We start from the raw sequence: 23316 nt of genomic DNA on the forward strand, positions 1-23316 counted from the left end.
CATTTGCAAATTATTGTGAGTGCTACCGCTAATTGGTGTTGTTTTTGAGGTGGAATTTGATTATGTCTGATAATAATGCACCAATGCTGTTAGAAATTTACGAGAAATTAGGAGTTACAAATCAGTTAGATGCTTTGAATGCTATCGCTGACTTAAAAACAATTAATTCAAGTATGGAGGCAGAAATTCATACGATCTTAAATATTGACTTTGGAATTCAGGGATACTATCTCAAGGATAAGTGTACTTCTGAAAAGCTAAAAATACTTTCCATTATTGGAAAAAGATTACAAAAAGTAACTGACATTTCTAAAATTCCAGAATTAGTATCTATTGAGAATTTGCCAAAGTAAGTAGCTGATATCAAAGTCCTGGTTCTTGTAGAATCGGGGCTTTTTAAAAAGCTATTGCCAAATAGTGATGTTGTTGTAAAACTATTGCTGTTAAATAAACCTTAATGAAATCTCTAATATTTTTTGGAGGTTTCATTGAATATTTATTTCAGCATTTTATTAAATATGGACGCTACCGCGAAGAGATTTTGGGAGTCAATTGATTCCTTTTCTTTTTTTTCTTTCATTTTATTTTCTTTTAGGAGTTTCATCATGGCTATTAAATTTGTCACAAAATCTCAACAAGAAGTTCAAGTTATTGAAAAGCAACGTTTAACTTTATTAGATGCTATTCGAGTTATGAGTTGGGAACAGCATAAGCTTGATAATCCTAATTATAAACGTGGCTTAGAAGGTTATAATACAGAATTTGGTGATGAATGGAAAATAGATCCAATTCACGATAAATCTTTAGATGAATTGATTGAATTTATCCAAGAGTTAGGTTTTACCGTTGATGAGTTGTTAAGTGTCAGATCAGAACATTATTCTGAGAAGAAACTAATTCAAGAACGAGTAGCAGCTAAGAAAGCTAGAGAGTTTGGTTATGAGACTAGTCAAACGAATGGCTTTAAAGAAAGTGAAGATGGAGATGGAGATGATGAATATGGGTATCCTCCATACTAAATCTTTGCTTGATTGATTTAATAGTTTCTAATCTCTATATGAGGTTAGAAGCTTTTTTTTTAATTACAACTGGAGGAAAATAATGGTCAAGTTCGTAAGAAAATTTAAACAACAGCCGATTGATAGAAAACCTGGAGAAACACCAGTTCAAGCAGCATTCAGAAAATTAGCGGAAAATACTAAATATTTCAATGAAGTAATTAAACCACATTTAGAACAATTAGTATCATGTTATCCCGATAAATACATATTTTTGTATTATCACGATAAATGTATGATTTTTGATGGTAATTATTACGTTAAAAACAGAGAATTTAGAAGCATTTCTGACAATGAAATATATGACAAAATTGGTCAGATTTTAGCAACAATATAGATTCTGATTTTGAATAGCTCTGATTCCTATAGGAATTGGGGCTTTTTTTTAATGAATTACTAAATTTTTTACGATATTGCAGCTACCGCTAAGAGAATTTAGTTTATTTTTTTAGGACATCTTTATGCTACATCTACAACAATATCTTTCCGAATCTCAACAACAAGAAATTTTACAACATTGTAGAGAAATTGGTAAGCGATCGCCTCTTTTCAGTCCGACAATGAAAAATGGCTCTCCCTTTAATTATCAAATGACCAATTGTGGTAAAGTTGGCTGGATTTCTGACCAAAATGGTTATCGGTATGATGATAAACATCCTGTAACTAATAAACCTTGGCAGCCAATTCCAGGAGTTATCAGAAATTTAGCTAAATCTCTAGCAGCAGAAGTTGGAGATTATAACTATAAACCTGAGACTTGTTTGATTAATTATTATACTCAGAGTAGTAAATTAGGACTTCATCAAGATAACACTGAAGTTAATCAAAAATCACCAATCATTAGTATTAGTTTAGGTGATGATGGAATCTTTCTCATAGGTGGTAAACGTAGAAAAGATCCTACCAAAGAGATTATCTTGAAAAGTGGCGATATCTTGATTTTACATGGCGAATTTAGGATGTTTTATCACGGCATTAAAGGCATAATTCATGGTACATCTAATCTTCTCAAATCTGGAGGAAGATTAAATTTGACTATCAGACAAGTTTATTAAATTGTGAATAGCTTAAATAGCGATTACTCCTATTCAAAGAAGTAATCGTTATTTTTTTCATAATTTTTACGATAGTAACGCTACCGCGAAGAGAATTTGTTTTTAATGTTTTACTAAGGTTTAAACTAATGTTTTACCAGCATCCAGAAATCAAAGGTTCTATCCGTAATCTTCGCCAGTATTATCGTGAATCAGCGGGAATGAATGTGTTTTCTTATGACATATATCTCAATGATAAGCTAGTTTTGAGTGAAGATTTTGATTTTTCTTCTCAATCTCGTGAGCAAGCTTTAAGTTCAGCTATCGCTAGAGGTAATAGAATCAGACAAGATGAATTAATCAAGCATGAATTAGCTGCTGTAGGCAATAACCTTTATGTCAAATGGTGTACGGATTTGACAAAATATGGGAAAAGTATTGGTTTAACAGGCTTTTATAGTGTATTTGAAAAGGGTAGACAGTATTGTATTTATAACACTCAGAACCTTGATGAAGCACTTACTAAATTAAATGAAATAACAGCAAGAAATCAAAACGATTTACGTCGGTATAAGCAAATCCGCGAGGAAATAGATTTTTAATTAATTGGAATCCTAGCTTTCATCATGAAGGTTAGGATCTATTTCATTTTTTTCTGTGCTACCGCCTTTTGGTTTTGGTCTTTAGTAGTAGTTTCATGATGAAATATATTGCTCAAACAATTGAAGCTCATGGTGTATCTGTTGAAGAAACCAGATATGAGCCAGAATATCCAGAACTATATTCTCAGAAAATTGCTTGCTTTACAGGTCATAGAAAAATTCCTGATATCACCAAACAAATCAATATAGCAATTGACTTAGCTTTAGACATGGGGATAAATCATTTTTTTGTTGGTATGGCTTTAGGTTCAGATCAATTGGCTGCAAAGGTTTTAATGAGTAGAAACTTACCTTGGACGGCTGTAATCCCTTGCGCTAATCAATCAGAATTGTGGAGTTTGCAGCATAGGAAAGAAAGCGATTTTCTTCTCAGATATGCAGAAAATCAAGTAATCCTTAGACCCAACTATACCGCAGATTGTATGCACATCAGAAATAGATACATGATTGATCATTCTGATGTCTGCATTGCAATCTATGACGGAAGATTTACAGGTGGAGCTTTCAAAACTTATTGCATGGCAGTTAAGAAGTTTATGTCTGTGATTAAAGTGCATCCAAAAACGAAAGAAGTCTCGATTTATCAACCACCAAAACCAAATCATACTCAATTTAGTTTGTTTTAACCATTTCTAATTTTAATACTCCTAATTCTATTCACAATAGAGTTAGGGGTTTTGTTATGCAAATCCATCAGGAGAAATAAATGCTCAAATCAGCAAAACTTACAACCACTACAGGCTATACATGGAAAACCTCAATCAGTGCAACGGCATCTTATGAATCAACGATTGAGTATTTTCTAGGAAAATATTTCGCTGTAGGAATTTACCCTATTGAAAATTTAGAAAAAGTTGTGAAAGTTGAGATTTTTGACGGTAAAACAATGGTGGTATCTGAACTTTGATAGCTTTATTTTTTCAGTGCTACCGCTTAGTGGTTGTGTTCATGATTGTATTATCTGGATGAAAGAATAATGACTTGTAACGGATACTCAAATGACGAGACTTGGCAAGTTAGTTTATGGATTGAAGATTGTGATTTGTCAGAACAGGAATTGAAAGATAGTTTCTTAAATCTCAAAAATGAAATATTCAAAGAAAAATCGCAATATAACAGATTTTGTAGTGCGTTAGAAGACCTACTTACTGAGTCGCTTAATGTGGTGAATTGGAAACAATTAACAGAACTAAATGGGATTGATAGCGACGAAGACGATACAGAAAAAGATGATGACTGTGATGAATGATGGTAGATGGGAAGGTTGGAGAAATTACGAAACTTATGTAATTTCAATGTGGATAACCAACAATGGATTACCTTGTGAATCATCTGCAAGTGAACTAGAGAAATATTTTGAATCCTTGAAAAATCACTTCTTAGAAAATAAAGATTCAATATTATTTCAACCATTAACTTATTTACTTACAGCAAGTTTTGAAGAAATTGATTGGCAAGAAATAGCTGACGAATTTAATATCAAAGAGGATGAATAATGACAACTGAATTTTTGAATCAATTGGCAAAAGCCTACTGGAATATGGATTATTATGATTTTCTCTTCAGAACTAAATTTGTAGATTCTGATTATGCCAGGGAGAAATTTCAATCTTTTCAAGCTGGTTGCAAGAAACTACTTGAGTTTGACCATGAAACTTTAGAATCAATTCTGGCAATGTCCACGTCTGACCAGAATAAATCTGAATTGAACTCATGAAAAATGAAGGGTTAGGATTGCAACTAACCCCTCTAATAAGTTAATTACTGAAGTTAGTTTATCATGAAAAATCTGGAAAAGTTACTTGAGCTTAGAAACAATATTTCTAAGTTGCAATTTGAAATTGAAGGCTTGATGCCAGAAGCAGTTGGTGAAGCAATAGAAGTTTTGGGTACTTGTGAAAACACCAAAAATAAAACTGTTTACCAGAACAATAACAGCAAAATTGTTTTGGTATTCAAGAAACAATACGAAACACCTCAAACTGATTTGAAGTTAAACAGACTTGAATCAGATATCAGAACAGCAACGGCTAAATTATCTCAAAATAAAGCCAACGATTTAGCTAGAATTGAATCGGAAATTGAGAAGCATCAACAAGCGATCGCTGAATTAGAATTAGAACGCAATCGTGTAATATTCACTCCATATCTTTCTAGGCTGAAAAAGGAATATGAATTACGTCGTCAAGAGACAATGACATTAAAACCAACCCTTTCAGTGTTCTTGTAAATTGTTTAGAATTAATGTAGAACTTTGGTAATAAATACTAAGTTTCTACATTTTTTCTGTGCTACCGCTTTTAGGTTTTGGCTTTTCATTTCAGATTAGTCATGTCATAAGTTTTTGGATTTTTAAATAGTTTGAATTGTAATAAGAGGAAAAATCATGTTTTCAGTATTTGGGAAAAAACCAGTTGATGCAATTTCTTTACCTGATGTACCTTATAGTGTGAGATTAAACTGCAAAGATGGAGGAATATTTGTAGGTGGAAAAGAACCACAGCACAGACGCAGTAATCCAGATGATAAAATTGATATTTCTATCATCAAAGTCTCTAAGTATTATGGAAATCTGGGACTACAATATACAGGTCAATGGATTCAATTATTCTTTGTTGCTGCACCAAACATAGATCCCAAAATATTGCCACAAAATACAGTCTGTGTTTGCTATATCAAGAAACAAAGTATTTCCAACTTGTTTAGCAAAGTTCAAGATGTAATTAGTGAACAAGATCCGGGTATGGGAATATTCACTATCAAATTCAACAAAGAATCTGGTAAAGATGGTCCATACTATACAGTTGCTTTCGACTGGAGAGAACGTCAAGGTGAACCCGAAAACAAGCAATTGCAACAAATAGCTGGATTGTTACAGACTCAACCAGCTTTATTTGATTTTGAAGGTACTCGTGATATGCAGTGTTTGGATGGTTTGTCTAGCGAAGAAATAACTGCACTTCTTGAAGGTGGCCAAGAACAGCCAGAGTTACCACCATCAAATGTTAAGAAGATTAAAGGCGGTAAATAATTGATTTGATTTAGGTTTTGGGCTGGGAGAAATCCCGGCTCTTTTTTTAGTTAGAGGAAATTTATGAAATTATTAACAGGTTTTACGCCAAAAGCTTTGCTAACAACAAATAGATGTTACCGTCCTCCATCACCAAAACAAAGATTGTTGAAATTAGTTGATACTCTAGAAATACATGGAGTGTTAACTGATTATAATGCAAGATTGATTGAAGCGATTGCATTATCTCCGTTATGGGATGAGGAAGATCATAAAGATTTTATAGGATTGGGCTTAAAGATTGCCAAACGGCAATTTAGCGATATGACTATGAACCATACCTATGAACAAAGTTTAGCATCGCCAGAAAATCCAAATAACTGGAAAGAGTAAAGATAAAAACCGAGTTAGTTATTACTGGCTCGGTAACAAAATTTGATTCTGGCATAGCAAAACACGAAACAGAGAAAACTAGGGATTTAAGTTTTTGGACAAACTGAAATAGTTGCCTTTTTTTATTGGGCTACCGCCTAATGATGATGTTGTTTGTTTGAAAGAAAAATGCTTGAATCATTAATTAAGTTAGAATCTAAAATCCAAGATGGTATAGATACTTTCAGTGAGTTAGATTCTATTTGTTTGGAATTAATTGATTTAATTAATAATAATGAAAACCAAGAAATTAAATCAAAAGCTGAATTGCTAATGGAAACATTAAAACCGCAATGGACAAGTATTAGTTTTCAGGCTTGGGTAATTGGGGAGATTTTGTAATGTTGAAATCTAAGAAAACAGTGAAAGAGAAAGATGAACAATTCTTTCAATATTTGAGTGCGGTTTTGGAAAGTCATGGATATGAACTTATCAAAATTCTTTCCGAAGATGATAATGAGCTTGGAAAAGTTTATGAAATTCTTTACAAAACTAAGACATTAGTTACTGAGGAATTTCAAGATGAGAAAGGTGAGAACAAAACTAGGGACGTGCTTCGAGAAGTTACCGACACAGATATTATTGTTCAGCATTTTTCAAGTTCAGGAATTAATTGGGTATGGCTTTCTCAGTTCGAGGATTATAAAGCTGAACGTCGTGCAATCAGTTTGATAATTCAGGAGTTGATGAAACTACCCAAGGAAGAAAAGATTAAACAGTCGGCATTTTTTGTAGAAAGACTTGCTGAGTTTAATCCTAGTTTAGTTAGTCAAATGCTTAACGCTTATTAAGTTTACCACGAGTCAGGAGTAATTCTGACTCTTTTTTTTCTGTGGGGACGCTATCGCGCAGAGGTGTTGGTTTTTTATTAATTGCGAGGACACCCATGAATAACATGATAGTTCATTATCAAGGATTCCAAATCGAAATTTATGAAAATCATCCTACATGGATTGACCAACGATATGCTTCCGAAGTTAGTCTTTCCTCGCATCCTGATTTCTATATATTTGATGGTAACGCTTGTACTCCAGATTTCGACAGTTGTTTGAATCAATCTCTCAGAAACTGTGATGACCTTATTAGAGATTATGGGGCAAATGTTATTTTTGAACCAACTTTGGTATTGAATCCTCCTGGTTGGAATGATCCAGACAATTTCTAACAATTAGTTGGCAATACATAAGGGTATTGCTGACTTTTTTAATGCTATCGCTTATTGGGGCTGTTGACTATATGGAGAAATTAGAAATGTACGCAGAACTGTTTGATATTAATAAAATGGAAAAAAGAACCTGGATTTCACAGGATAAAAAGTTTATAGAGTTTTTAGAGAGTTCCATGTTTATATGTAAAGATCATCGCTATGATGATGGATTATATGGACATTATGAAATTCAAGTTAGCAGATGGGCTAAGAACACTAAGGTAGCATTAGTTCATATCTTGTTTGACCCCGGACTGATGGGAGATGGTGATAAACCAGATTTAGATGAAACGTTTATACAAGTTCGTAAAGCTCCAAATGATGATATGGAAACTTTATGTAAATTTGTAGATGAATTAATTGAACTTGCTAATAAGAAAACATCTTTTATCTAGTTATTTGACTCAGGTTTATTCCTGGGTCTTTTTAGAAGTTTATCAGTAATTAATCGGGTTGGGGTTTCCCAGCCTATTAATGTTGTCATGTTTAGAAAATGATTAGTGCTACCGCTTAGTGGTATTGGTAATCATTAATGTTACATAATGGAGAAAAATATGCCTGAATCAATTTGTAATAATCTCGAAACTAATCAATCTCGGTTTGCTAACTTCGATGATGATGAAATCAATTTACTTTATGCCTTACTAAGATATGGCTATAAATATCCAAGTAATCTACCTGATGATTGCATTGGTGCATACGATATGTACCAGGAAATTTCTGCTGAGATTGCCCAAAGGAGTCCTGAAAACAGTTAATTAATTGGAATTACAGGCTGGGAGAAATCCCGGCTTTTTTTAATGCTACCGCTTAATGATTTTGGTTAATTTTCAATAAAAATAGAGGTTAAAATGTTCATCAAAACCATCGCAGTTAGCTACGAAAGAAAGTTTAACTTAGGCGACTTTAATAGTGCCGTATTAGGCTGTTCACTCTGGGCATCAATATCAGAAGGAGAAAACGAGGATATGTGTACTCAACTTCTCCAAGATAAATGTCGGGAAGCTGTCAGAGAAGAATACAGAAAACTGCTTGATAAATCCAAACCAGTAGAGACTTTCACTGTTAATGGTAATTCCCCTGTTGCCGATGAATATATACCAGAAGGTGATATCTATGGTAATTAAATGACAATTAAGCTGGGGTTATCCCGGCTTTTTTTAATGTTTGATGTTAATTAATAAGGATAAAAAAATGAGTAAAGATTCTAATATTGAATGGACTGGTAATACATGGCCAATAGTAACGGGGTGTGATCCAGATTCGGACGGCTGCGCGAATTGCTATGCAGTGTTAGAAAGTTGGATTCATTCACATCATCCCAACCCCAAAATATCCGATGTTTTTGCAGGAACAGTCAGAAAATCAACCAATGGTAAACTGCAATGGACAGGGCAAATCAATCTACAACCCCAACGCTTAAAATGGATTTTGGAATGGGGAAATTGGGAAAACCCCGAACTCGTATTTGTCGCTAATTTGGGGGATTTATTTCATGAAAAAGTTCCCTTTGAGTTCATAGATGAAGCTGTGGCCTATATGATCATCGCCCGGTGGAACATTTACCAAATTCTCACCAAACGCCCGGAAATTATGCACCAGTATTTCACCAGTCCTGACCGTCTCCAAAAGATTCAATCTGCATTGGTGAAAGCTAAATCCGAAATACTAGAAACCAAGCTAACAAAACGGGTACGCAAATTGGTTGAGGAAAGTTGCAGATTCTTAGAGGAAACGGAACTCAAGTTACCATTGGATCATCTGTGGTTGGGGTATTCAGTATGCACACAGAAAGACGCTGAAGATGTTTATTATCTGCTAAAAACACCTGCCAAAATTCGTTTTCTCAGTTGTGAACCAGTTTTGGAAGATATTGATTTATCAGAGTATTTAAGCGAGTTTATTGGTGCGGGTATCTGTGATGGCTGCGGTGAACAACGGGACATTCTCTATGCTGTTGACGCTGCACCTGTAGCTGGATTAGCAATTTGTAATCAGTGTATACCCCGACTAAGTTGGTGCATTCTTGGTGGGGAGTCTGGACACAATGCCCGTGTTTGTGAGATTGAACATTTGCGAACTGCTTGCAGCAGCGCTTCGCTATCGCTCACCAAAGCTTGCCAAAAAGCCCAAGTACGAATATTTATCAAACAACTTGGAGCAAAACCAATGTTAGATAATGCACCCTACAAAATCAGTGATAAAAAAGGTGGAATTTTATCTGAATTTCCAGAAGATTTACAAATTAGGGAGTTTCTATTGGTAAATCAATAACATTTTTAATTACTAATTCGCAATTCGTAATTTTGGGGTTTAATTACGAATTACAAATTATTTTAAGGCTTTGCATCTCTAACTATTGGAATTATTTCATGGATGTCTACCACCCTTGCAGCAATATCTACAAAAAAGGTAGTTAAAACATTAACTATGATTAATGTCACAAATATTGTTCTTCCTCCACCTGGAATGTTAACAATAATGCCGGCAATTTCAGATAATTTCTCTATATTTTTTTTGCTTGTTTCAATTTCATGCCAGTTCACATTATCATTATTCTGGTGAATTTCAAGCTCTTTAATTCGTCCCAAAAGCGAGGTATCATCCCAAAAAAGAAGTTTTTCAATATTTTGGATTTTAGCAGTATTTTCTCTTAACTCCACCTCTAATTTTATCAGAGATTCAGTAGATTCTTTCTCAATTATCGGACGTTGAGTTAATAACTTAACAAGCGTTTTTAATTCTTCACTAGAGCGTCTGCTAGAACCGGATTCAGCCGCTTCAGGAATAGCTTTTAGTAAGGCATCTTGTCGTTTAGCTAATGCAGAAAGCTTTTGCTCTAAGCTTTTTCTGTCAGTAATATCAATTGCTTGGTTAATGATAAAATTTTCACACCGTTTGCTACAAACTGCCAAGCATATATCATCATGATGATATTCCCAATTTGTCTCTGTTCCCACTGGGGAATTAATCAATTTTTTTATTTCTCTAGCTTGGTCATAGCATTTGTCACCTGCTATTTTACCTTCAACGCTATCTTTAAATAAAGTAGATAAATTGTTGTTGACTCTCAAGTATCTACAATTTAGATCAACCAGGGAAATAAAACCTGGTATAGATTCTATAAAATCAAATTCAGTCATTTTTTTAATTTAAAAGAGAATATTTAGATTTAATTATACCTCCTAAAATTTGACTATTTCTTCCATCGGTGTATCCATCTAAAATACCGAGCGATAGTGTAACTAGCGCGACCTGGGAATCGCCGTGAACATTTCCCACTCCCCCGTATTCCAAAACTCAGGAAAGCGCAACTTAGGCACACTCATAGCTCACCCCCATGCTGTGTTTCCCAATCCAAAACAGCCTCTTTTGTAAACAACCCCGAAATGTCCCGCCCCTGCGCCATCAAATCATCCATAAAATGCTAACTCCCTAGCTCCAATGGATTGTGGATCACCAAACCCTCTATCCACTCAAAATCTTTTATATTTGCCGTTGCTAACGGTAGATCAGAATCTAAACAGGTTGCAGCAATTAGGGCATCACCTACGGACATTTTTCGCTGTTGGCGCAAAGCCACCGCAATTTCCAGCGTAACTTTATTGATCATCAAAACATCCAAGTTATCTAAAATCGCCATGATGGCCTGTTTTTCAGCCTCACCTAAACGATGGTAGCCCAATGTTTCCAAACGACTAATCGCAGAATAATGCGTGGCATAATTCACCAACCAGCTACGCAACTGCGTATATGGCGGCTGAGTGGCATAAATAATCAAATTACTATCAATCAGCATCGTCTCTCCCGAACAAATTGCGATCTTGGCGTTGTTCACGCTGCCAAACAACTGGATCAGTAATTTCTGCAAAAGGATTTAACGCCACCGCCTGCGCCAATGCTTGCGCCAAACCTTCGCGCCTTACTTGGTTTAAAGTGATAGGCGTTTTTTCTCGTGCTTTTTGTTCTAAATAAACAGCATAATTCAGTAACTCCGCTTGCGATGATATCGGTAGAGCGGCAGCATGGTGTTGAATTTGTTGCAAAATAGGGTTCATAGCTGTTTTTATGTCGTTTGTCTAGTACCGACGATATCTATATTACTGCTCATACGCCCCCAACCCCGAAATTTCTCGCCCCTGCGCCAGCTTGTGCAACAACGGAATCAAATCCTCCATCAATGCTAACTCCTTCCGAGCAGCAATTCTCATTTTGAAAAAAATAAGATCAAACTCTCTTAATTTAAGTGGAGAACCTGTGTCAAATTATCATTTTTTGATGGATAATTATTATCCGAGAAATTGGGTGTAAATAGTGTCCATGTTGTTAAAACGGGTAGTGTAGGATTAGTGGGCATTACAAATAGGAACACTTTGTTAAAAATTATTACAGCATTAATAGGGTAGCTCAAAATTAGATCAATTATTTTAGATGTAGCCAAAACCATTGCTAACACTGGGTTTTAGATAAATAAATTCTGCCTTGTAATCGGAAGGTCGTAGGTTCAAATCCAACTGCTGGCCCTAGTGAAACCCTTGAGAAATCAGGGGTTTTGTCGTTTCAATGCCCTGTTATATTAACCTTTTGATATTTCTCCATCGTGCCGCAACACTTTAGAATTTAGTGGAAAATAACAGAATAATAGATCAACTTTAGATCAATGAACAGCAAGAAGTGGACATTAGACGAGGTTAACGCAAGATTAAAAGCCGGCAATATCGGTGTAGTGGTTTATCAGCGGGGAGATCGTCTCTCACTTCGTGCCACATTTCCGCCAAAACCAGGAATAGACAAGCCACCTTACCAACAGCTTTTATCTTTGGGGATTTACGCCAATCCTGCTGGGTTACAATTTGCTGAATCAGAAGCCAAGAAAGTTGGAGGTTTATTGGCCCAGGGGAAATTTGAGTGGTCTGAATATCTTGTCAAGGAATTAGCAATTACTGAAAATACCACTGACAACGCTAAATTATGGATTGAGAAATTTGAGGCTGATTACTACAACCGCAAGGGGAAAACTCCTATAACCGAAACCACCTGGAAATCAGATTACTTGCCAGCATGGCGACTTTTGGAAGATGAACTTACCCCAGAAACGATATTAGCGGCTGCATCTCAAGTACCAGCTAACACCAGAAAGAGGCAATTGGTATGCGAGAAATTAACGGCATTAGCTAAATTTGCAAATATAAACATTGACCTTAAACCTTATACGGGAAACTATGGTATCAGCGAAACTACACCCCGCTATATTCCCAGCAAGGCAGAAATAGAATCCAACAGAAAATTATTTAAAAATTACTGGCAATGGGCTTATGGAGTTTTAGCGACTTATGGACTCAGACCACATGAAATATTTTTCTGTGAAATTTCCTCAGAACACCCATATCTGTTAAAAGTTAATCAAGGTAAAACAGGTTACAGAGAAGTTTATCCGTACTATTTGGAGTGGGTCAAAGATTGGGAATTATGGAATCAGCACCCATCACCATGCACTGCTAAAACTTTCAAGGAATATGGACAGCGAGTAACAATACTATTGCCAAAATAAGAGCCTTGATAATTTTTGGCAAAAACGGCAAAAATAATCATATATAAGCGTTTCGATGAAAAGGTAGTTTAGAATCTAAAACCCTTATCCTACCGTCAATACATTTAAAAAATCCTTGTCGGAAACCTTTAAGGAATTTTTAGGGGTGATTGTTTTTGCCAAGCAAGAGCGAGGAACGGGAGTTCATGGTTAAAGCATTATCATCTCACCCTCGTAATTTGACTAAGGTATTGGAGTAACTAAAGCATTTTCTCGCGCAAACATCCCTTTCACTGCTTACTGTTTGCGCCACGCCTACTGCATAAGGTTATCCACAGAATACAAAATCCCGGTGGCGATAGCGAAGCGCTGCTGCAAGCAGTTCGCTGCTAGTTGGGCGGGTCACGAACAATCACTTGCTAATCCATCTGGAGTACAAATGAATAACTACGCAAAACACAGCAGTATTTATAACTTAAACTTATTTAGGGGCAGGAACTTGTGGGAGTAGAGAAGGAGAAGGTTGACTCCCACCAGTATTTCCATTTTATAGGTGTGGCAGATGTGGCAGATTTTTTCCATGCCTTCTACTCTACCATGTCTTTCTACTTATTTTTTCTGGTAGCCGAATTAATCCTGTGAACAGTTACCCCCTACTTAGGGTTTGCTGAAAAAGTGGAAAAAGGCAAAAAAAATTAACTAGGTAGTTAGGCAAAAGCAAAGATAAGTTTTTGTTGTTTAAAATTAGGCAAAACATCACTTTTTCTAATCGAATTAAAGAAAAAAGAGATTATTTGGAAAAATTGCCATAAAAATCCCCAAAAACCCCTTGATAGTAAGGTAGAAAGATTCATAACTAAAAAAGTAATAGCAATAGCAGTTAGAGAGGTATGAGGAAGTTTAGCCATGACTCTACCCAAACTAAATCTTCGTTTACCCTGCCCAAATTTACCTTCAATATAGTTACGAATACCTTCGTCATAAGCAGCCTGTTTCTTATTTTCTTTACTGACATTTTTAGGTGGTCTTCCCAACGGCGGACCACTGATTCTAATTCCTCTTTCTTGACACCAAGCTCGATTCTCTCTTGTCCGATAAATTTTATCCACATGAACGGATTCAGGATAATATCCAGTGTCAGTTTTGTATGCTTCTACCTGCGATTTTAAGTCTCCTGATTCGTTAAAATTATCCCAACTGATGTGGTCTAAAAACACATATCCATCATAACAACTAGCTGATAACTTTGCCCCAAATTCTGTCCTTTTACCCGCTTTGCCTCTGATAATTGGACGGATATGTGGTTGAGTTAAACTGACTATACGGTCTTCTATTTTCTGTTTTTTATTTTCATATAACCACAGTTGTTGACGATGAATTTCTGCTACTACTAACAACATTTTATATTGTCTGTTACTCAGTTCTGAGAGTGAGGTACTTAGCTCAATTAATTGCTGGATATGAGATAAATTTCTTTTGATATATTGCAGTTGTTGTTTAATAGCTTTTGTTCTTTCTTGAACAGTTGGTCTCCTTTTTTTGGCTACTAATAAGTAATCTTTTCTAGCTATATTTCTGTAAGTTCTTGGTTTGTTTATAGTTTTTCCTTCTAGAGATTTATATAGAATATCTATAATTGTTTCTGTGCGCTTTCTGGCTTGATTTAATAATCCTAAGTCTGTGGGATAACTGACATCTGCTGGTCTACAGGTGGCATGATTACCCATCGGTTATCTAATGCCAATTTCTCCTCGAAGGGTTGTTGAAACTTTTCCGGTGCTGTTTCCTGTTCTTGCGATTTTATATACATCTTAATGCGCCTTGATGCAAGGGATTTTACCCATTTTAACTCTTTTTCTTGCACCTTTTTCACTTTCTATCCCCATCAAGTCATTTATTTGTCCCGGTTTTATGTTTATTCAGCAAGCCCTACTTATCTACTCTATTTTTCAGTATCCCCCAGCCGCTATCTGCGCCCTCTTTTTTGTGGAGTTCTCTTAGTCTAAACTCCAGTGGAATGACCTGAAGCTGAAAGATTAACAACAATTTGATGATATTTTTTGAGAGTCGGGCGATGTCCAACACTAATAAAGGTTGTCTCTATATCTATCAGCAAATTATAAAGTTTTTCTTCATTTTTAACATCTAACGCACTAGTAGCCTCATCTAAGATAGCATATTTGGGTTGAGTGATTAAAAGCCGAGCAAAAGCTAATCTTTGTTGTTCTCCTAAAGAAAGAATTTCACTCCAATCTTTCTCTATATCTAAACCCTCAAATCTTGCAGCTAAGTCTGATAAATTCACTAACTTGATAATTCGATCAAGTTCTTCATCACTAATATTAGCATTGCTATGGGGATAGATTAACTGCTCTCGCAGAGTACCTAAAATCATGTAAGGACGCTGAGGTAAAAATAGTATTTCTTCTAATTCTGGACGCACAATTACACCAGTTCCTGAATTCCATAAGCCAGCTAAGACACGCAATAAAGAACTTTTCCCACAACCACTATCTCCCATGACAAGTAAGCTTTGACCCGCTTGTAATTCTAGAGAAAGGTTTTGAAATAGGGTTTTTTCATAGTTAGGAGTCTGAACAGTCAGATTTTCAAATGCTAATCTGTTTTCTTTTAGTATCTGAATATTGCTGTTATCAGCAGTTGATTTTCTGGATTTTTGGAGATATTCATGAAAAACATATAACCGATTAATGGCCGCAGCAAATTTTGTAAATTTTTCAAATTGATACATAATCAAATTCACTGAAAAAGCAACTTGTCCAAAAGCTCCTCCAGCTTCGGTGATTTTGCCTACTTCAGTTTCCCCTGAGAGAATTTGGTTTCCTAAAATTAACGCTGGGATAATCCAAGGCAGATAACCAAATTGATATTTAAATACATTTAAATATACTTCTGACCAGAGGATTAATTTTTTAAAATTATTAAATACTTGATTAAATATAAATTTAACTTTGTTTTCTTCTTGAGATATGCCATTATAGAAGGCGATAGACTCAGAATTTTCTCGAATGCGAACTAAGCTGAAGCGAAAATTAGCCTCTTTTCTGAGTTGTTCAATATTGAGTTGAGTTAATTTTTTACCATAAAAAACAATAGTAATTGTATAAGCTAATATAGAATAGAGTATTAAAGCAATAACTAAATTAGGAGAAATAGACCAGAGAATGACACTAAATGCAATCACTACCAAAATTGACTCCAGACAATTGACCAAGAAGCCAATAGATTGCTGACAAAAATTAGCAACGTCTTCAGAAATACGTTGGTCTGGGTTATCAATTTCTTTATCAAAATTACTCAATTCATAAAAAGCACGATTTTGAAAATATTGATTGAGTAAATCATGGGTTAACCATTTGCGCCAATATAAACCGATTATTTCTCGTAAATAGCCATAGCCAGAGTTTAAAAAACCAAAGATAACAATTCCAGCAAAAGCAACTGTTATACCTTGCCAAAATCCTGTACTATTACGAACCGAAAGGGCAGAAATCAGGTTTCCCTGTACGGTATTTAGAAAAACCTTAACTTGAGTATTAGCGAATAGTAAAATCGCTAGAAGTCCAAGTAAACTGATCGCACCTCGTTTTTCATTACCTAACCAATAGAGTTTGGCGATCGCCCAAAATTGCGATACTGCTCTGAGTTTAAATCCATTCATCTTTATATGGTTAATCAGTGTTAATGATTTTAGTTGACTCCAGATTTTTTTGCTAAACCTAGATGTGTAGGAGTTTAGCATTACTATATCCCTTATATCATAAGCAAAAGAGAAAAGAGTAAAATCTTAATTCAAACAATAGAATCAAACGATTAAGCTGTGTGGATTATATGTATTGATAATAGAGTCAGAGGTTGTTTGAAAACTTTTTCGTGTGGTATCTGACACCCGCAGATCCCCCTAAATCCCCCTTGAAAAGGGGGACTTTGAGGAATTTAGCCCCCTTTTGTAAGGGGGGTTGGGGGGATCTCGATTAATTCTGATACTTTTCAAACATCCTCTCAGTAGCCGATTGAATTTTGTATCACAAATTTAGATGTATAACTTGGCTAAAATACTCAAAATATTAATATTCAAGAAAGACTTTTGGATAGTTTCCCCAGCATAAATGTAAAAGCTGAAAGCTGAATTTGTATTTCGTCTGCCACCAGTTTAAGTAATCCACCTGACGTAGTAATTAGGATATCAATTGTACAAAAATCTCCATAGCAGCTAGGAATCTTTAAACTCTGCTCAGATACGGGAGTAATTCCCAAATTCATGGCTATTAACAGCGGTTGTTGATCACCAGTACCATGAATAAGCACACACCACATACCATTTTCATGAGAACACAATAAGGTTCTTGTGCCATTTTGAATCAGTTTGTTTTGCCCACGAATTTCAGCAAGTTTGTGAATTAGTAAAAAAGTGGGATGGTGTTGACTATATGGCTGAAAGGTTTTCCGATTAATTGACCCAAACTGCCAAGCACAAGCAGGATTTTCAAACATATCCTCCCGTACATAACAATCATGACCCAGCCAATTCCCTGTATCCTCACATTGATATACTCCTAAAGCACCACAAAACTCTTGTTCTGTTCCTTGATAGATAAAAGGTGTTTGTGGACCTAAAATTAAACAAGCAAGGGCAAAATGTAACCGGACTCGCGCTTCATCTCGATTTTCCATCCGACACAAGAATTGATGAAAAATTCTGGTTGTGTCTTGGTTATCCAGGAACATCAGATTATTCTGCCAACCATGATGATATTGCTGCGATGGTTTTAGAAAACCACAACAATAATCTGCAAAACCTCCTAGCCAATGACCATCAGCCAGACTATTTTTAATAGAATAGTAGGTTGGATAGTCAATCAAACCGGAAAATTTGGCACTATTATATTCAATTACTTCTGCGTGGGTGCTTCCTGCGTGTTCTGCTATTTGTATAAATTCTTTTTTCCCTAGATGTGTTGCATATCTTAATATTTCTTCTACACAAGGTTCCCAAAAATCAACCCCAACATGACGGGCTGAATCGTAGCGAAAACCATCAATATCTGTTTCGGCAATCCAGTATTTAAGGTGTTGAATCAGTAACTCGCGGACATATTTCGTCTCCGTGCGCCAGTCTTCGAGAAACCCAAAGAGTCTTTGATTCACCATGTCGGTGTATTCTGGTCCGTGAAAAAGCGCCGTATTACGTGCCTCGATGGGAAAAGGCATAACCGCAGCTTGTTCACCTTGCACATACTTGAATTCTCCCCCTGGTGGACCGCCATATTCTTCCCAGTTAATGCTATCTGCGATGTGATTGACAACTACATCTAAAATGACGGCAATATCAGCTTCATGCGCTTTTTTCACCAATTCACGCAGACATTCAAGTGTACCCAGACGGGGATCAACCATTAATAAATGAATAGGATGATAGCCATGATAACCATCAGCCTCGTTGACATAGACAGGACTCAGAATAATGACTCTGATTCCTAGTGCTTTCAGGTATGCTATCTGGTCAGTTACACCGCGAATTGTGCCGCCATGACTGGCATGGGGAGAAGATGGATCATATTTAACTGCACTTAGACCAGTGTTATCGTTGTCCGTACTGCGAGCAAATCTATCAATAATGATTGAGTAAAATAAACGAGAATTCCAATCATCAGGACCAGGTGTGATGGACACTGATGGTTTAGGTCCATACAGGGGCTGATTATTGACAAATCCGAGAAATAGGGAGGGAATTTCTGCCATTGAACGTGGTGCTTCATCGCAGATAAAGAGGAACTGCGATCGCTCACTTGTATGTTCATTCCCATCAGTATCCACGTATCCTAACCTATATTCATATCCTCCGCCATTTCCAATAGGAGGTAAGACGACTGAAAACATTTTAAAGCCATTTTCGATGACGCTTTCCGGCTGTGCTACAATGCGATCTATATCGCAATATCCTTGTCCATCATTTAACTCATAAGCTATCTGCCCCAAATCTGGATGTTTGGATAAGTGAACACCAAATCTGATACAGATTTTCTCGTTAGTTCTAAACACCCATGTATATGGTGCAATGTTAGGGTCTAAATGTATTTCACAGTATTCATCAAAATAGCGCATATAGCATTCCTCCGAATTAAAAATGGTGTGTTGGAAAACTAATGATCATCAGCATTTTAAGGATTTTAGGACTTACGCAAGTGTCACACCAAAAATCTATTGTAGGGTGCATCAGATATCAACAATCTGTTTATTTGCTAAATTTTTGCTGTCTGATGCACCTTGCCAATGTGCCAGTTGCGTAAGTCCTGGATTTATTGTTGAAGTCTAAAAAATATCAGGGTTCATTTTTTTTGCGACTACAACCATATCAATCAAATGCATTTTTTTCAACGTTTCATTTTGATTAACTTGATGTTCAAGTTCTAATACTTCTGCCACACTCTCTATTGGTTTAACTGGATGATAGAGAAGAGCCTGAATTTGTGGATATTCAATATATGTGCCAACTTCCATAGTTTTGTGAGTATAAAACTCAGAATGGTAAGCTTCCCATTGCTTGATGGTAAATAGGGGTGTTGTGGGAAGTTGATAATGTTCTGATTTGAATTTAAACTCATCTCCAAATGTCTCTTGTAATGTGGGATTAAACGGATTATTCAGGATAGTTTGAAACAGATCGAAGGGCATATATCTAATTCCTAAACCTGCGGAATGTCCATTTTTACAAATTTCGGCAAATTCTTCTCGGCTAATCAAAATATCTTGATGATCAAACTCCTTAGTAGCTCCCTTGTGATGGAGGATGGGAGACTTACAAGCAAATATTACTAAAGAACCATTTGGCTTCAAGAGGTTATAAAAAGTGGCAATACTTTCTTGGATAATATCTAAAGAAATATGTTCAAAAATGTGGGAACAAACGATGAGGTCAAAAGTTCCATATTGCGCGATCGCTGGACTTTGCATGACATCATTCAGAAGATGAACTTTATCACTTTTGACTGGTGATGTATGTGCTTCTTTAAGTAAACCATCATATTCATCAGTTTGCCAAAAAGCGTCATCCTTTAATTTTTCTAATAGTTTTTGGTCTTCATTAAGTAAGCATTTGGCTACTATGGAAGCGTGTAAAAATCTCTTTTGATCTGGTTCGACCAAAACAATCTTTTTAGCTGACCAAAACCGAGGCAGTAATCTTCCTAATCCACATCCAGCATCAAGAACAACTGCGTCAGGTGTAATCAAGTCTTGAATGTTGTTAGCCCAAACTTCCTGATCTCTAGTTTTCCAGGCTTGATGAGCTATATCTGTTACCCATTGGTAGGGGTCAATTGTGTCGTAGACTGTAGCAGTAATTTTTTCCATGATTATACCTGAGTGAACGTAAAACAAACAAAATTTATTGACAGTGATTATACTATTAAAAACGCAGCCGGATTAAGTGCATTAAATACTCTAAATATTGTCGCCAAGTGACTTTGCTCGCTCCTTCTTGACGCTCTTGAAACACATAGCCGACTTCTGTAATACGATTAATCTGACATCGCCCTAATACTTCAATTAAAATCTTGTAACCCAGGGGATTCATTGATTGCTGGGCGATCGCTTCTCGACGGACTAAAAAATAACCACTCATGGGATCAGAAACACGACTAACGACACTGGGTAAAATCATCAATCCCAAGAATTGCGCCCCCCGTGATAAAAATCGCCGATGCCATTGCCAATCACTAGTTCCACCACCTTCTACATGACGACTAGCAACAGCAAGATCCGCTCCCTGGGCGATCGCCTCTAATAACTTTATTAATACCTCTGGCGGATGTTGTAAATCCCCATCAATTACTGCTAGTATTTGCCCTTGAGCTACCTGCCAACCCCTAATCACCGCAGTAGATAGGCCTCGTTCTCCCTGACGACGCATCACCCGCAGGTGAGGATAATCTTTTGTTAGTCCCTGGGCAATTTCCCATGTGCGATCGGGACTATCATCATCAATTACAACCAATTCATAATTATTTGGTAACGCTTCATCAAGCAAATGGCTTAACAAATGCACCACTGCTAAAATGTTCTTGCTTTCATTGTATGTAGGAATAATCAAAGAGCAATAAACAGGCTCGTTAGACTGCGAAAGTTCTGACAATGCCGGAATTTTTAACGTTCCCACCGGGACTGATATCAAGTCGTTTAAGCTATTAGTGATCATGATTCTGTTGTTTCCTTAATTTGCCAGTTCAACCTTAAATTAATACCAAAATTCCAGAATGTCACACAAATAATTGCTATCAATTTTGCCATATATTCATTGATTTCAAATTTATAAACTAAAAAATTCACAATTAAACTATTTAAAATCAGTCCGAAAAAACAAATTAGATTAAACTTGAAAAACCTTTGTAATCGCTTATTATCTAACTGTTGTGAATCAGATATATCACCAAATGTCCATACATCATTCCAGAGAAAATTATTAATAATTGCCACTTCGGTAGAAAGCATTCCACTGGGAGTTAATAACCAACCTAAGAATGTATGTAGAAAGTAAAATACTCCCAAATCTACAAATACACCACTTAAACCTACAATAGCGAAACGAACCAGACGACTGAGAAAAACCCAAGAAGAACTTAATTGCAGTCTGTTGATGAGATTGGTAATCTCCAGAAAATGATTCATTGCCTTTTTCTCTATTGATAATTTTACTTTCAAAATCAATGTTTATGATTGCTGACCTTTCTCAAATTCCCATAAACCTCCCGGTGGTATATCCAATACTATTATTGCTTTTTCAGCATACTTTTCATCCTGTTCCATTTGATGGAATGACCGACTATTATTTTGTATGAAGAAAATCTGATGATAATTTTCAGGAATTTGCATAATTTCATTGTCTGCTACTGGCAATAAAGGAACTTTTGGAGAATAATGACTTAAAGCTAAAATTCCTCCTAAATTTATAGGAGCGTTATTAATTACCAATAATGGACTTTCTGATTTATTCATAGTTTGAATAGTTTGGATAATCAATCTACTACTTGATTGCGTCCACCAACTCCGAGCTTGAAAAAATGTAACATCAGAAACTAATCCAGCTAAAAGAAATAAAACCATCAGTAATTGAGCTATTTTTCTCCGCCAAAGTTGCTCTTGCAGAATTTGAAAAGCAAAACTTAAAAGATAAGCTACCGTAATTTCTAAGCAAAGATATAAAGGCAATTGGTAGCGGACTTGAAGAGACCGACTTCCTCCAGAGGTTATGTCATATACCATCAACAATAAACTAGGAAATCCTCCCAATAGAAAAATAAATAAATAAGCTTTATTTTGATAATTTCTTACTAGAAGAAATAGGGAATAAATAATTAGAATTAAGCTAAATATTAACGAAGTAATACTATAGTATAAAGAACCTTCATCAGTGAAGCGGGCAAGTATTATACTTGTAGTAAAATTTAGATCAAAAAATATGCGAGTAACTCGATCTAGAAAAATAGCAATTAGCTCGAAAGGATTATTGATATATTTTATGCCAAACCCTGAAGTTAACGCTAATGCTGTTTGAAGATGGGTGATAAATACAAGCAACCAAGGTAAAAATATTAAAAAGGCAGCGATTGTACTAATTAGATAATTAATGAAAGTTTTTGTAAAATGAAACTGTTGTTGAATAATTACATAAATACCATGAGATATCATGATCAAAAACGTGAATAAATGGGTGTATAAACCCAAGACTAAAGATAGGCTATACAAAGCCCAATTAATTTTATTTTCTTGTTTCATAGCTCGCAATAAAGCAGCACTTGATCCAATGATTTCCACCATCCATAAAGTATATTGACGTGCTTCTTGAGCAAAATATAATTGTAGGGGAGAAACGGCAATTAGTGCCATTGCTAACCATCCCACAACCGCTGAATCAAATAACTCTAAACACAGCCAATATACAGCAGGAAATATCAATAAACTGATCACTGCTGATAAACTTCTCACACCAGCAGGAGAATCCCCAAATACTTGCGCCCACAATCTGACCATAACGTAATACAAAGGGGGATGCTGTGGGTCTGAGGTGATTAAATAATTTACTGTATCAGCCACACCGCGATCTAGATTAATATGTTGATATTTGTCAAAATTACTAATGGGAATTATGCCTTGATTCTGAGAAACTTCCTGTTTCAACTCGTCTAATGTGTGTCCAGAAATTGCTACAGATGTCCAATTTTCATCACTGGAATAAATTTTTTGCCCTAAATTGGTAAACCGACAGAAAATACTTAATCCCATGAAGATTATTACTAAAATTTTTAACCAACTTGGGGGATTTGTTTTTGTTAGTAGTTGTGATTGGTTCATTTGATGATGTGA

General features: G+C 35.8%; 30 protein-coding genes and 2 pseudogenes. 21 read left to right on the forward strand and 11 right to left on the reverse strand.

What is annotated here, in order from left to right; translation table 11 throughout:
* The first annotated feature begins 62 nt into the window (after positions 1 to 62).
* The 20 genes from ANA_RS14835 (at position 63) to ANA_RS14930 (ending at position 9677) form a co-directional block, all read left to right on the forward strand.
* Positions 63 to 353: a hypothetical protein gene (locus ANA_RS14835; protein ID WP_015081243.1), complete on the forward strand. Its 291-nt coding sequence runs from the start codon at positions 63 to 65 to the stop codon at positions 351 to 353.
* Between the two features lie 252 nt (positions 354 to 605).
* Positions 606 to 1019: a hypothetical protein gene (locus ANA_RS14840; protein ID WP_041458088.1), complete on the forward strand. Its 414-nt coding sequence runs from the start codon at positions 606 to 608 to the stop codon at positions 1017 to 1019.
* 82 nt (positions 1020 to 1101) lie between these two features.
* Positions 1102 to 1395, forward strand: coding sequence for a hypothetical protein (locus ANA_RS14845; RefSeq protein ID WP_015080860.1), 294 nt, complete (start codon positions 1102 to 1104; stop codon positions 1393 to 1395).
* Between the two features lie 124 nt (positions 1396 to 1519).
* The gene (locus tag ANA_RS14850) at positions 1520 to 2113 is read left to right on the forward strand and encodes an alpha-ketoglutarate-dependent dioxygenase AlkB (RefSeq protein WP_015080861.1); all 594 of its coding nucleotides are present in this window, start codon (positions 1520 to 1522) and stop codon (positions 2111 to 2113) included.
* Positions 2114 to 2241: 128 nt separating this feature from the next.
* The gene (locus tag ANA_RS14855; RefSeq protein ID WP_015080862.1) at positions 2242 to 2694 is read left to right on the forward strand and encodes a hypothetical protein; all 453 of its coding nucleotides are present in this window, start codon (positions 2242 to 2244) and stop codon (positions 2692 to 2694) included.
* A 95-nt stretch (positions 2695 to 2789) separates the two neighbouring features.
* Complete coding sequence (locus ANA_RS14860) at positions 2790 to 3380, forward strand: SLOG family protein (RefSeq protein ID WP_015081241.1); 591 nt, start codon at positions 2790 to 2792, stop codon at positions 3378 to 3380.
* An 80-nt stretch (positions 3381 to 3460) separates the two neighbouring features.
* Complete coding sequence (locus ANA_RS14865) at positions 3461 to 3661, forward strand: hypothetical protein (RefSeq protein WP_015080864.1); 201 nt, start codon at positions 3461 to 3463, stop codon at positions 3659 to 3661.
* Positions 3662 to 3730: 69 nt separating this feature from the next.
* Positions 3731 to 4003, forward strand: coding sequence for a DUF7249 family protein (locus tag ANA_RS14870; protein ID WP_015081240.1), 273 nt, complete (start codon positions 3731 to 3733; stop codon positions 4001 to 4003).
* Positions 3984 to 4250 (forward strand): hypothetical protein, encoded by a 267-nt coding sequence (locus ANA_RS14875; RefSeq protein ID WP_148279062.1) that lies wholly within the window; start codon positions 3984 to 3986, stop codon positions 4248 to 4250. The genes ANA_RS14870 and ANA_RS14875 overlap by 20 nt, the downstream gene beginning before the upstream one ends.
* Entirely contained in the window at positions 4250 to 4471 is a 222-nt protein-coding gene (locus ANA_RS14880) for a hypothetical protein (RefSeq protein ID WP_015080867.1), read from the forward strand. Before ANA_RS14875 ends, ANA_RS14880 begins: the two co-directional genes overlap by 1 nt.
* Positions 4472 to 4534: 63 nt before the next feature.
* The gene (locus ANA_RS14885; protein WP_015080868.1) at positions 4535 to 4984 is read left to right on the forward strand and encodes a hypothetical protein; all 450 of its coding nucleotides are present in this window, start codon (positions 4535 to 4537) and stop codon (positions 4982 to 4984) included.
* Positions 4985 to 5140: 156 nt separating this feature from the next.
* On the forward strand, positions 5141 to 5785 hold the full coding sequence (locus ANA_RS14890; RefSeq protein ID WP_015080869.1) for a hypothetical protein: 645 nt from the start codon (positions 5141 to 5143) through the stop codon (positions 5783 to 5785).
* Between the two features lie 63 nt (positions 5786 to 5848).
* Positions 5849 to 6157, forward strand: coding sequence for a hypothetical protein (locus ANA_RS14895; protein WP_015080870.1), 309 nt, complete (start codon positions 5849 to 5851; stop codon positions 6155 to 6157).
* 168 nt (positions 6158 to 6325) lie between these two features.
* On the forward strand, positions 6326 to 6538 hold the full coding sequence (locus tag ANA_RS14900; protein ID WP_015080871.1) for a hypothetical protein: 213 nt from the start codon (positions 6326 to 6328) through the stop codon (positions 6536 to 6538).
* Positions 6538 to 6987 (forward strand): hypothetical protein, encoded by a 450-nt coding sequence (locus ANA_RS14905; protein ID WP_015080872.1) that lies wholly within the window; start codon positions 6538 to 6540, stop codon positions 6985 to 6987. The genes ANA_RS14900 and ANA_RS14905 overlap by 1 nt, the downstream gene beginning before the upstream one ends.
* 95 nt (positions 6988 to 7082) lie before the next feature.
* Positions 7083 to 7361, forward strand: a complete 279-nt coding sequence (locus ANA_RS14910) for a hypothetical protein (RefSeq protein ID WP_041458089.1) — start codon at positions 7083 to 7085, stop codon at positions 7359 to 7361.
* Positions 7362 to 7432: 71 nt separating this feature from the next.
* Positions 7433 to 7798 carry a hypothetical protein gene (locus tag ANA_RS14915; protein ID WP_235081859.1) on the forward strand — a complete coding sequence of 122 codons (366 nt, stop codon included), beginning with the start codon at positions 7433 to 7435 and terminating at the stop codon, positions 7796 to 7798.
* A gap of 159 nt (positions 7799 to 7957) precedes the next feature.
* Complete coding sequence (locus tag ANA_RS14920) at positions 7958 to 8161, forward strand: hypothetical protein (protein ID WP_041458091.1); 204 nt, start codon at positions 7958 to 7960, stop codon at positions 8159 to 8161.
* Between the two features lie 93 nt (positions 8162 to 8254).
* Positions 8255 to 8530, forward strand: a complete 276-nt coding sequence (locus tag ANA_RS14925) for a hypothetical protein (protein WP_015080876.1) — start codon at positions 8255 to 8257, stop codon at positions 8528 to 8530.
* A 67-nt stretch (positions 8531 to 8597) separates the two neighbouring features.
* Entirely contained in the window at positions 8598 to 9677 is a 1080-nt protein-coding gene (locus ANA_RS14930) for a DUF5131 family protein (protein WP_015080877.1), read from the forward strand.
* A 62-nt stretch (positions 9678 to 9739) separates the two neighbouring features.
* Here the strand turns inward: ANA_RS14930 and ANA_RS14935 are convergent, their stop codons facing one another.
* The 3 genes from ANA_RS14935 to ANA_RS14945 form a co-directional block, all read right to left on the reverse strand.
* A complete protein-coding gene (locus ANA_RS14935; RefSeq protein ID WP_015080878.1) occupies positions 9740 to 10546 on the reverse strand; it encodes a hypothetical protein in 807 nt (268 codons plus the stop codon).
* Between the two features lie 284 nt (positions 10547 to 10830).
* Positions 10831 to 11202, reverse strand: a complete 372-nt coding sequence (locus tag ANA_RS14940) for a type II toxin-antitoxin system VapC family toxin (protein ID WP_015080879.1) — start codon at positions 11200 to 11202, stop codon at positions 10831 to 10833.
* On the reverse strand, positions 11192 to 11461 hold the full coding sequence (locus ANA_RS14945) for a hypothetical protein (protein WP_015080880.1): 270 nt from the start codon (positions 11459 to 11461) through the stop codon (positions 11192 to 11194). Before ANA_RS14945 ends, ANA_RS14940 begins: the two co-directional genes overlap by 11 nt.
* Before the next feature lie 602 nt (positions 11462 to 12063).
* Here ANA_RS14945 and ANA_RS14950 point away from each other — a divergent pair.
* Positions 12064 to 12954 (forward strand): hypothetical protein, encoded by an 891-nt coding sequence (locus ANA_RS14950; RefSeq protein ID WP_015080881.1) that lies wholly within the window; start codon positions 12064 to 12066, stop codon positions 12952 to 12954.
* Between the two features lie 686 nt (positions 12955 to 13640).
* Here the strand turns inward: ANA_RS14950 and ANA_RS14955 are convergent.
* From ANA_RS14955 to ANA_RS14985, 8 genes and pseudogenes are all read right to left on the reverse strand, one after another.
* Positions 13641 to 14648: pseudogene (locus ANA_RS14955) on the reverse strand (IS5 family transposase); the annotation flags it as partial.
* Positions 14606 to 14806 carry a hypothetical protein gene (locus tag ANA_RS26650; RefSeq protein WP_158310539.1) on the reverse strand — a complete coding sequence of 67 codons (201 nt, stop codon included), beginning with the start codon at positions 14804 to 14806 and terminating at the stop codon, positions 14606 to 14608. The pseudogene ANA_RS14955 and the gene ANA_RS26650, both read right to left, overlap by 43 nt.
* A 129-nt stretch (positions 14807 to 14935) precedes the next feature.
* Entirely contained in the window at positions 14936 to 16696 is a 1761-nt protein-coding gene (locus ANA_RS14960; protein WP_015080883.1) for an ABC transporter ATP-binding protein/permease, read from the reverse strand.
* A gap of 332 nt (positions 16697 to 17028) precedes the next feature.
* Positions 17029 to 19059, reverse strand: coding sequence for an alpha-amylase family glycosyl hydrolase (locus tag ANA_RS14965; protein WP_015080884.1), 2031 nt, complete (start codon positions 19057 to 19059; stop codon positions 17029 to 17031).
* Positions 19060 to 19266: 207 nt separating this feature from the next.
* Positions 19267 to 20307: a class I SAM-dependent methyltransferase gene (locus ANA_RS14970; protein ID WP_015080885.1), complete on the reverse strand. Its 1041-nt coding sequence runs from the start codon at positions 20305 to 20307 to the stop codon at positions 19267 to 19269.
* 61 nt (positions 20308 to 20368) lie between these two features.
* A pseudogene (locus ANA_RS14975) lies at positions 20369 to 21151 on the reverse strand (polyprenol monophosphomannose synthase); the annotation flags it as partial.
* Positions 21148 to 21621 carry a GtrA family protein gene (locus ANA_RS14980; protein ID WP_085929749.1) on the reverse strand — a complete coding sequence of 158 codons (474 nt, stop codon included), beginning with the start codon at positions 21619 to 21621 and terminating at the stop codon, positions 21148 to 21150. The gene ANA_RS14980 and the pseudogene ANA_RS14975, both read right to left, overlap by 4 nt.
* A gap of 42 nt (positions 21622 to 21663) precedes the next feature.
* Positions 21664 to 23304 carry a glycosyltransferase family 39 protein gene (locus ANA_RS14985; protein ID WP_015080888.1) on the reverse strand — a complete coding sequence of 547 codons (1641 nt, stop codon included), beginning with the start codon at positions 23302 to 23304 and terminating at the stop codon, positions 21664 to 21666.
* Positions 23305 to 23316: the final 12 nt, after the last annotated feature.

Origin of the sequence: Anabaena sp. 90 (assembly GCF_000312705.1) — a bacterium.
Classification (GTDB): Bacteria; Cyanobacteriota; Cyanobacteriia; order Cyanobacteriales; family Nostocaceae; genus Dolichospermum; species Dolichospermum lemmermannii.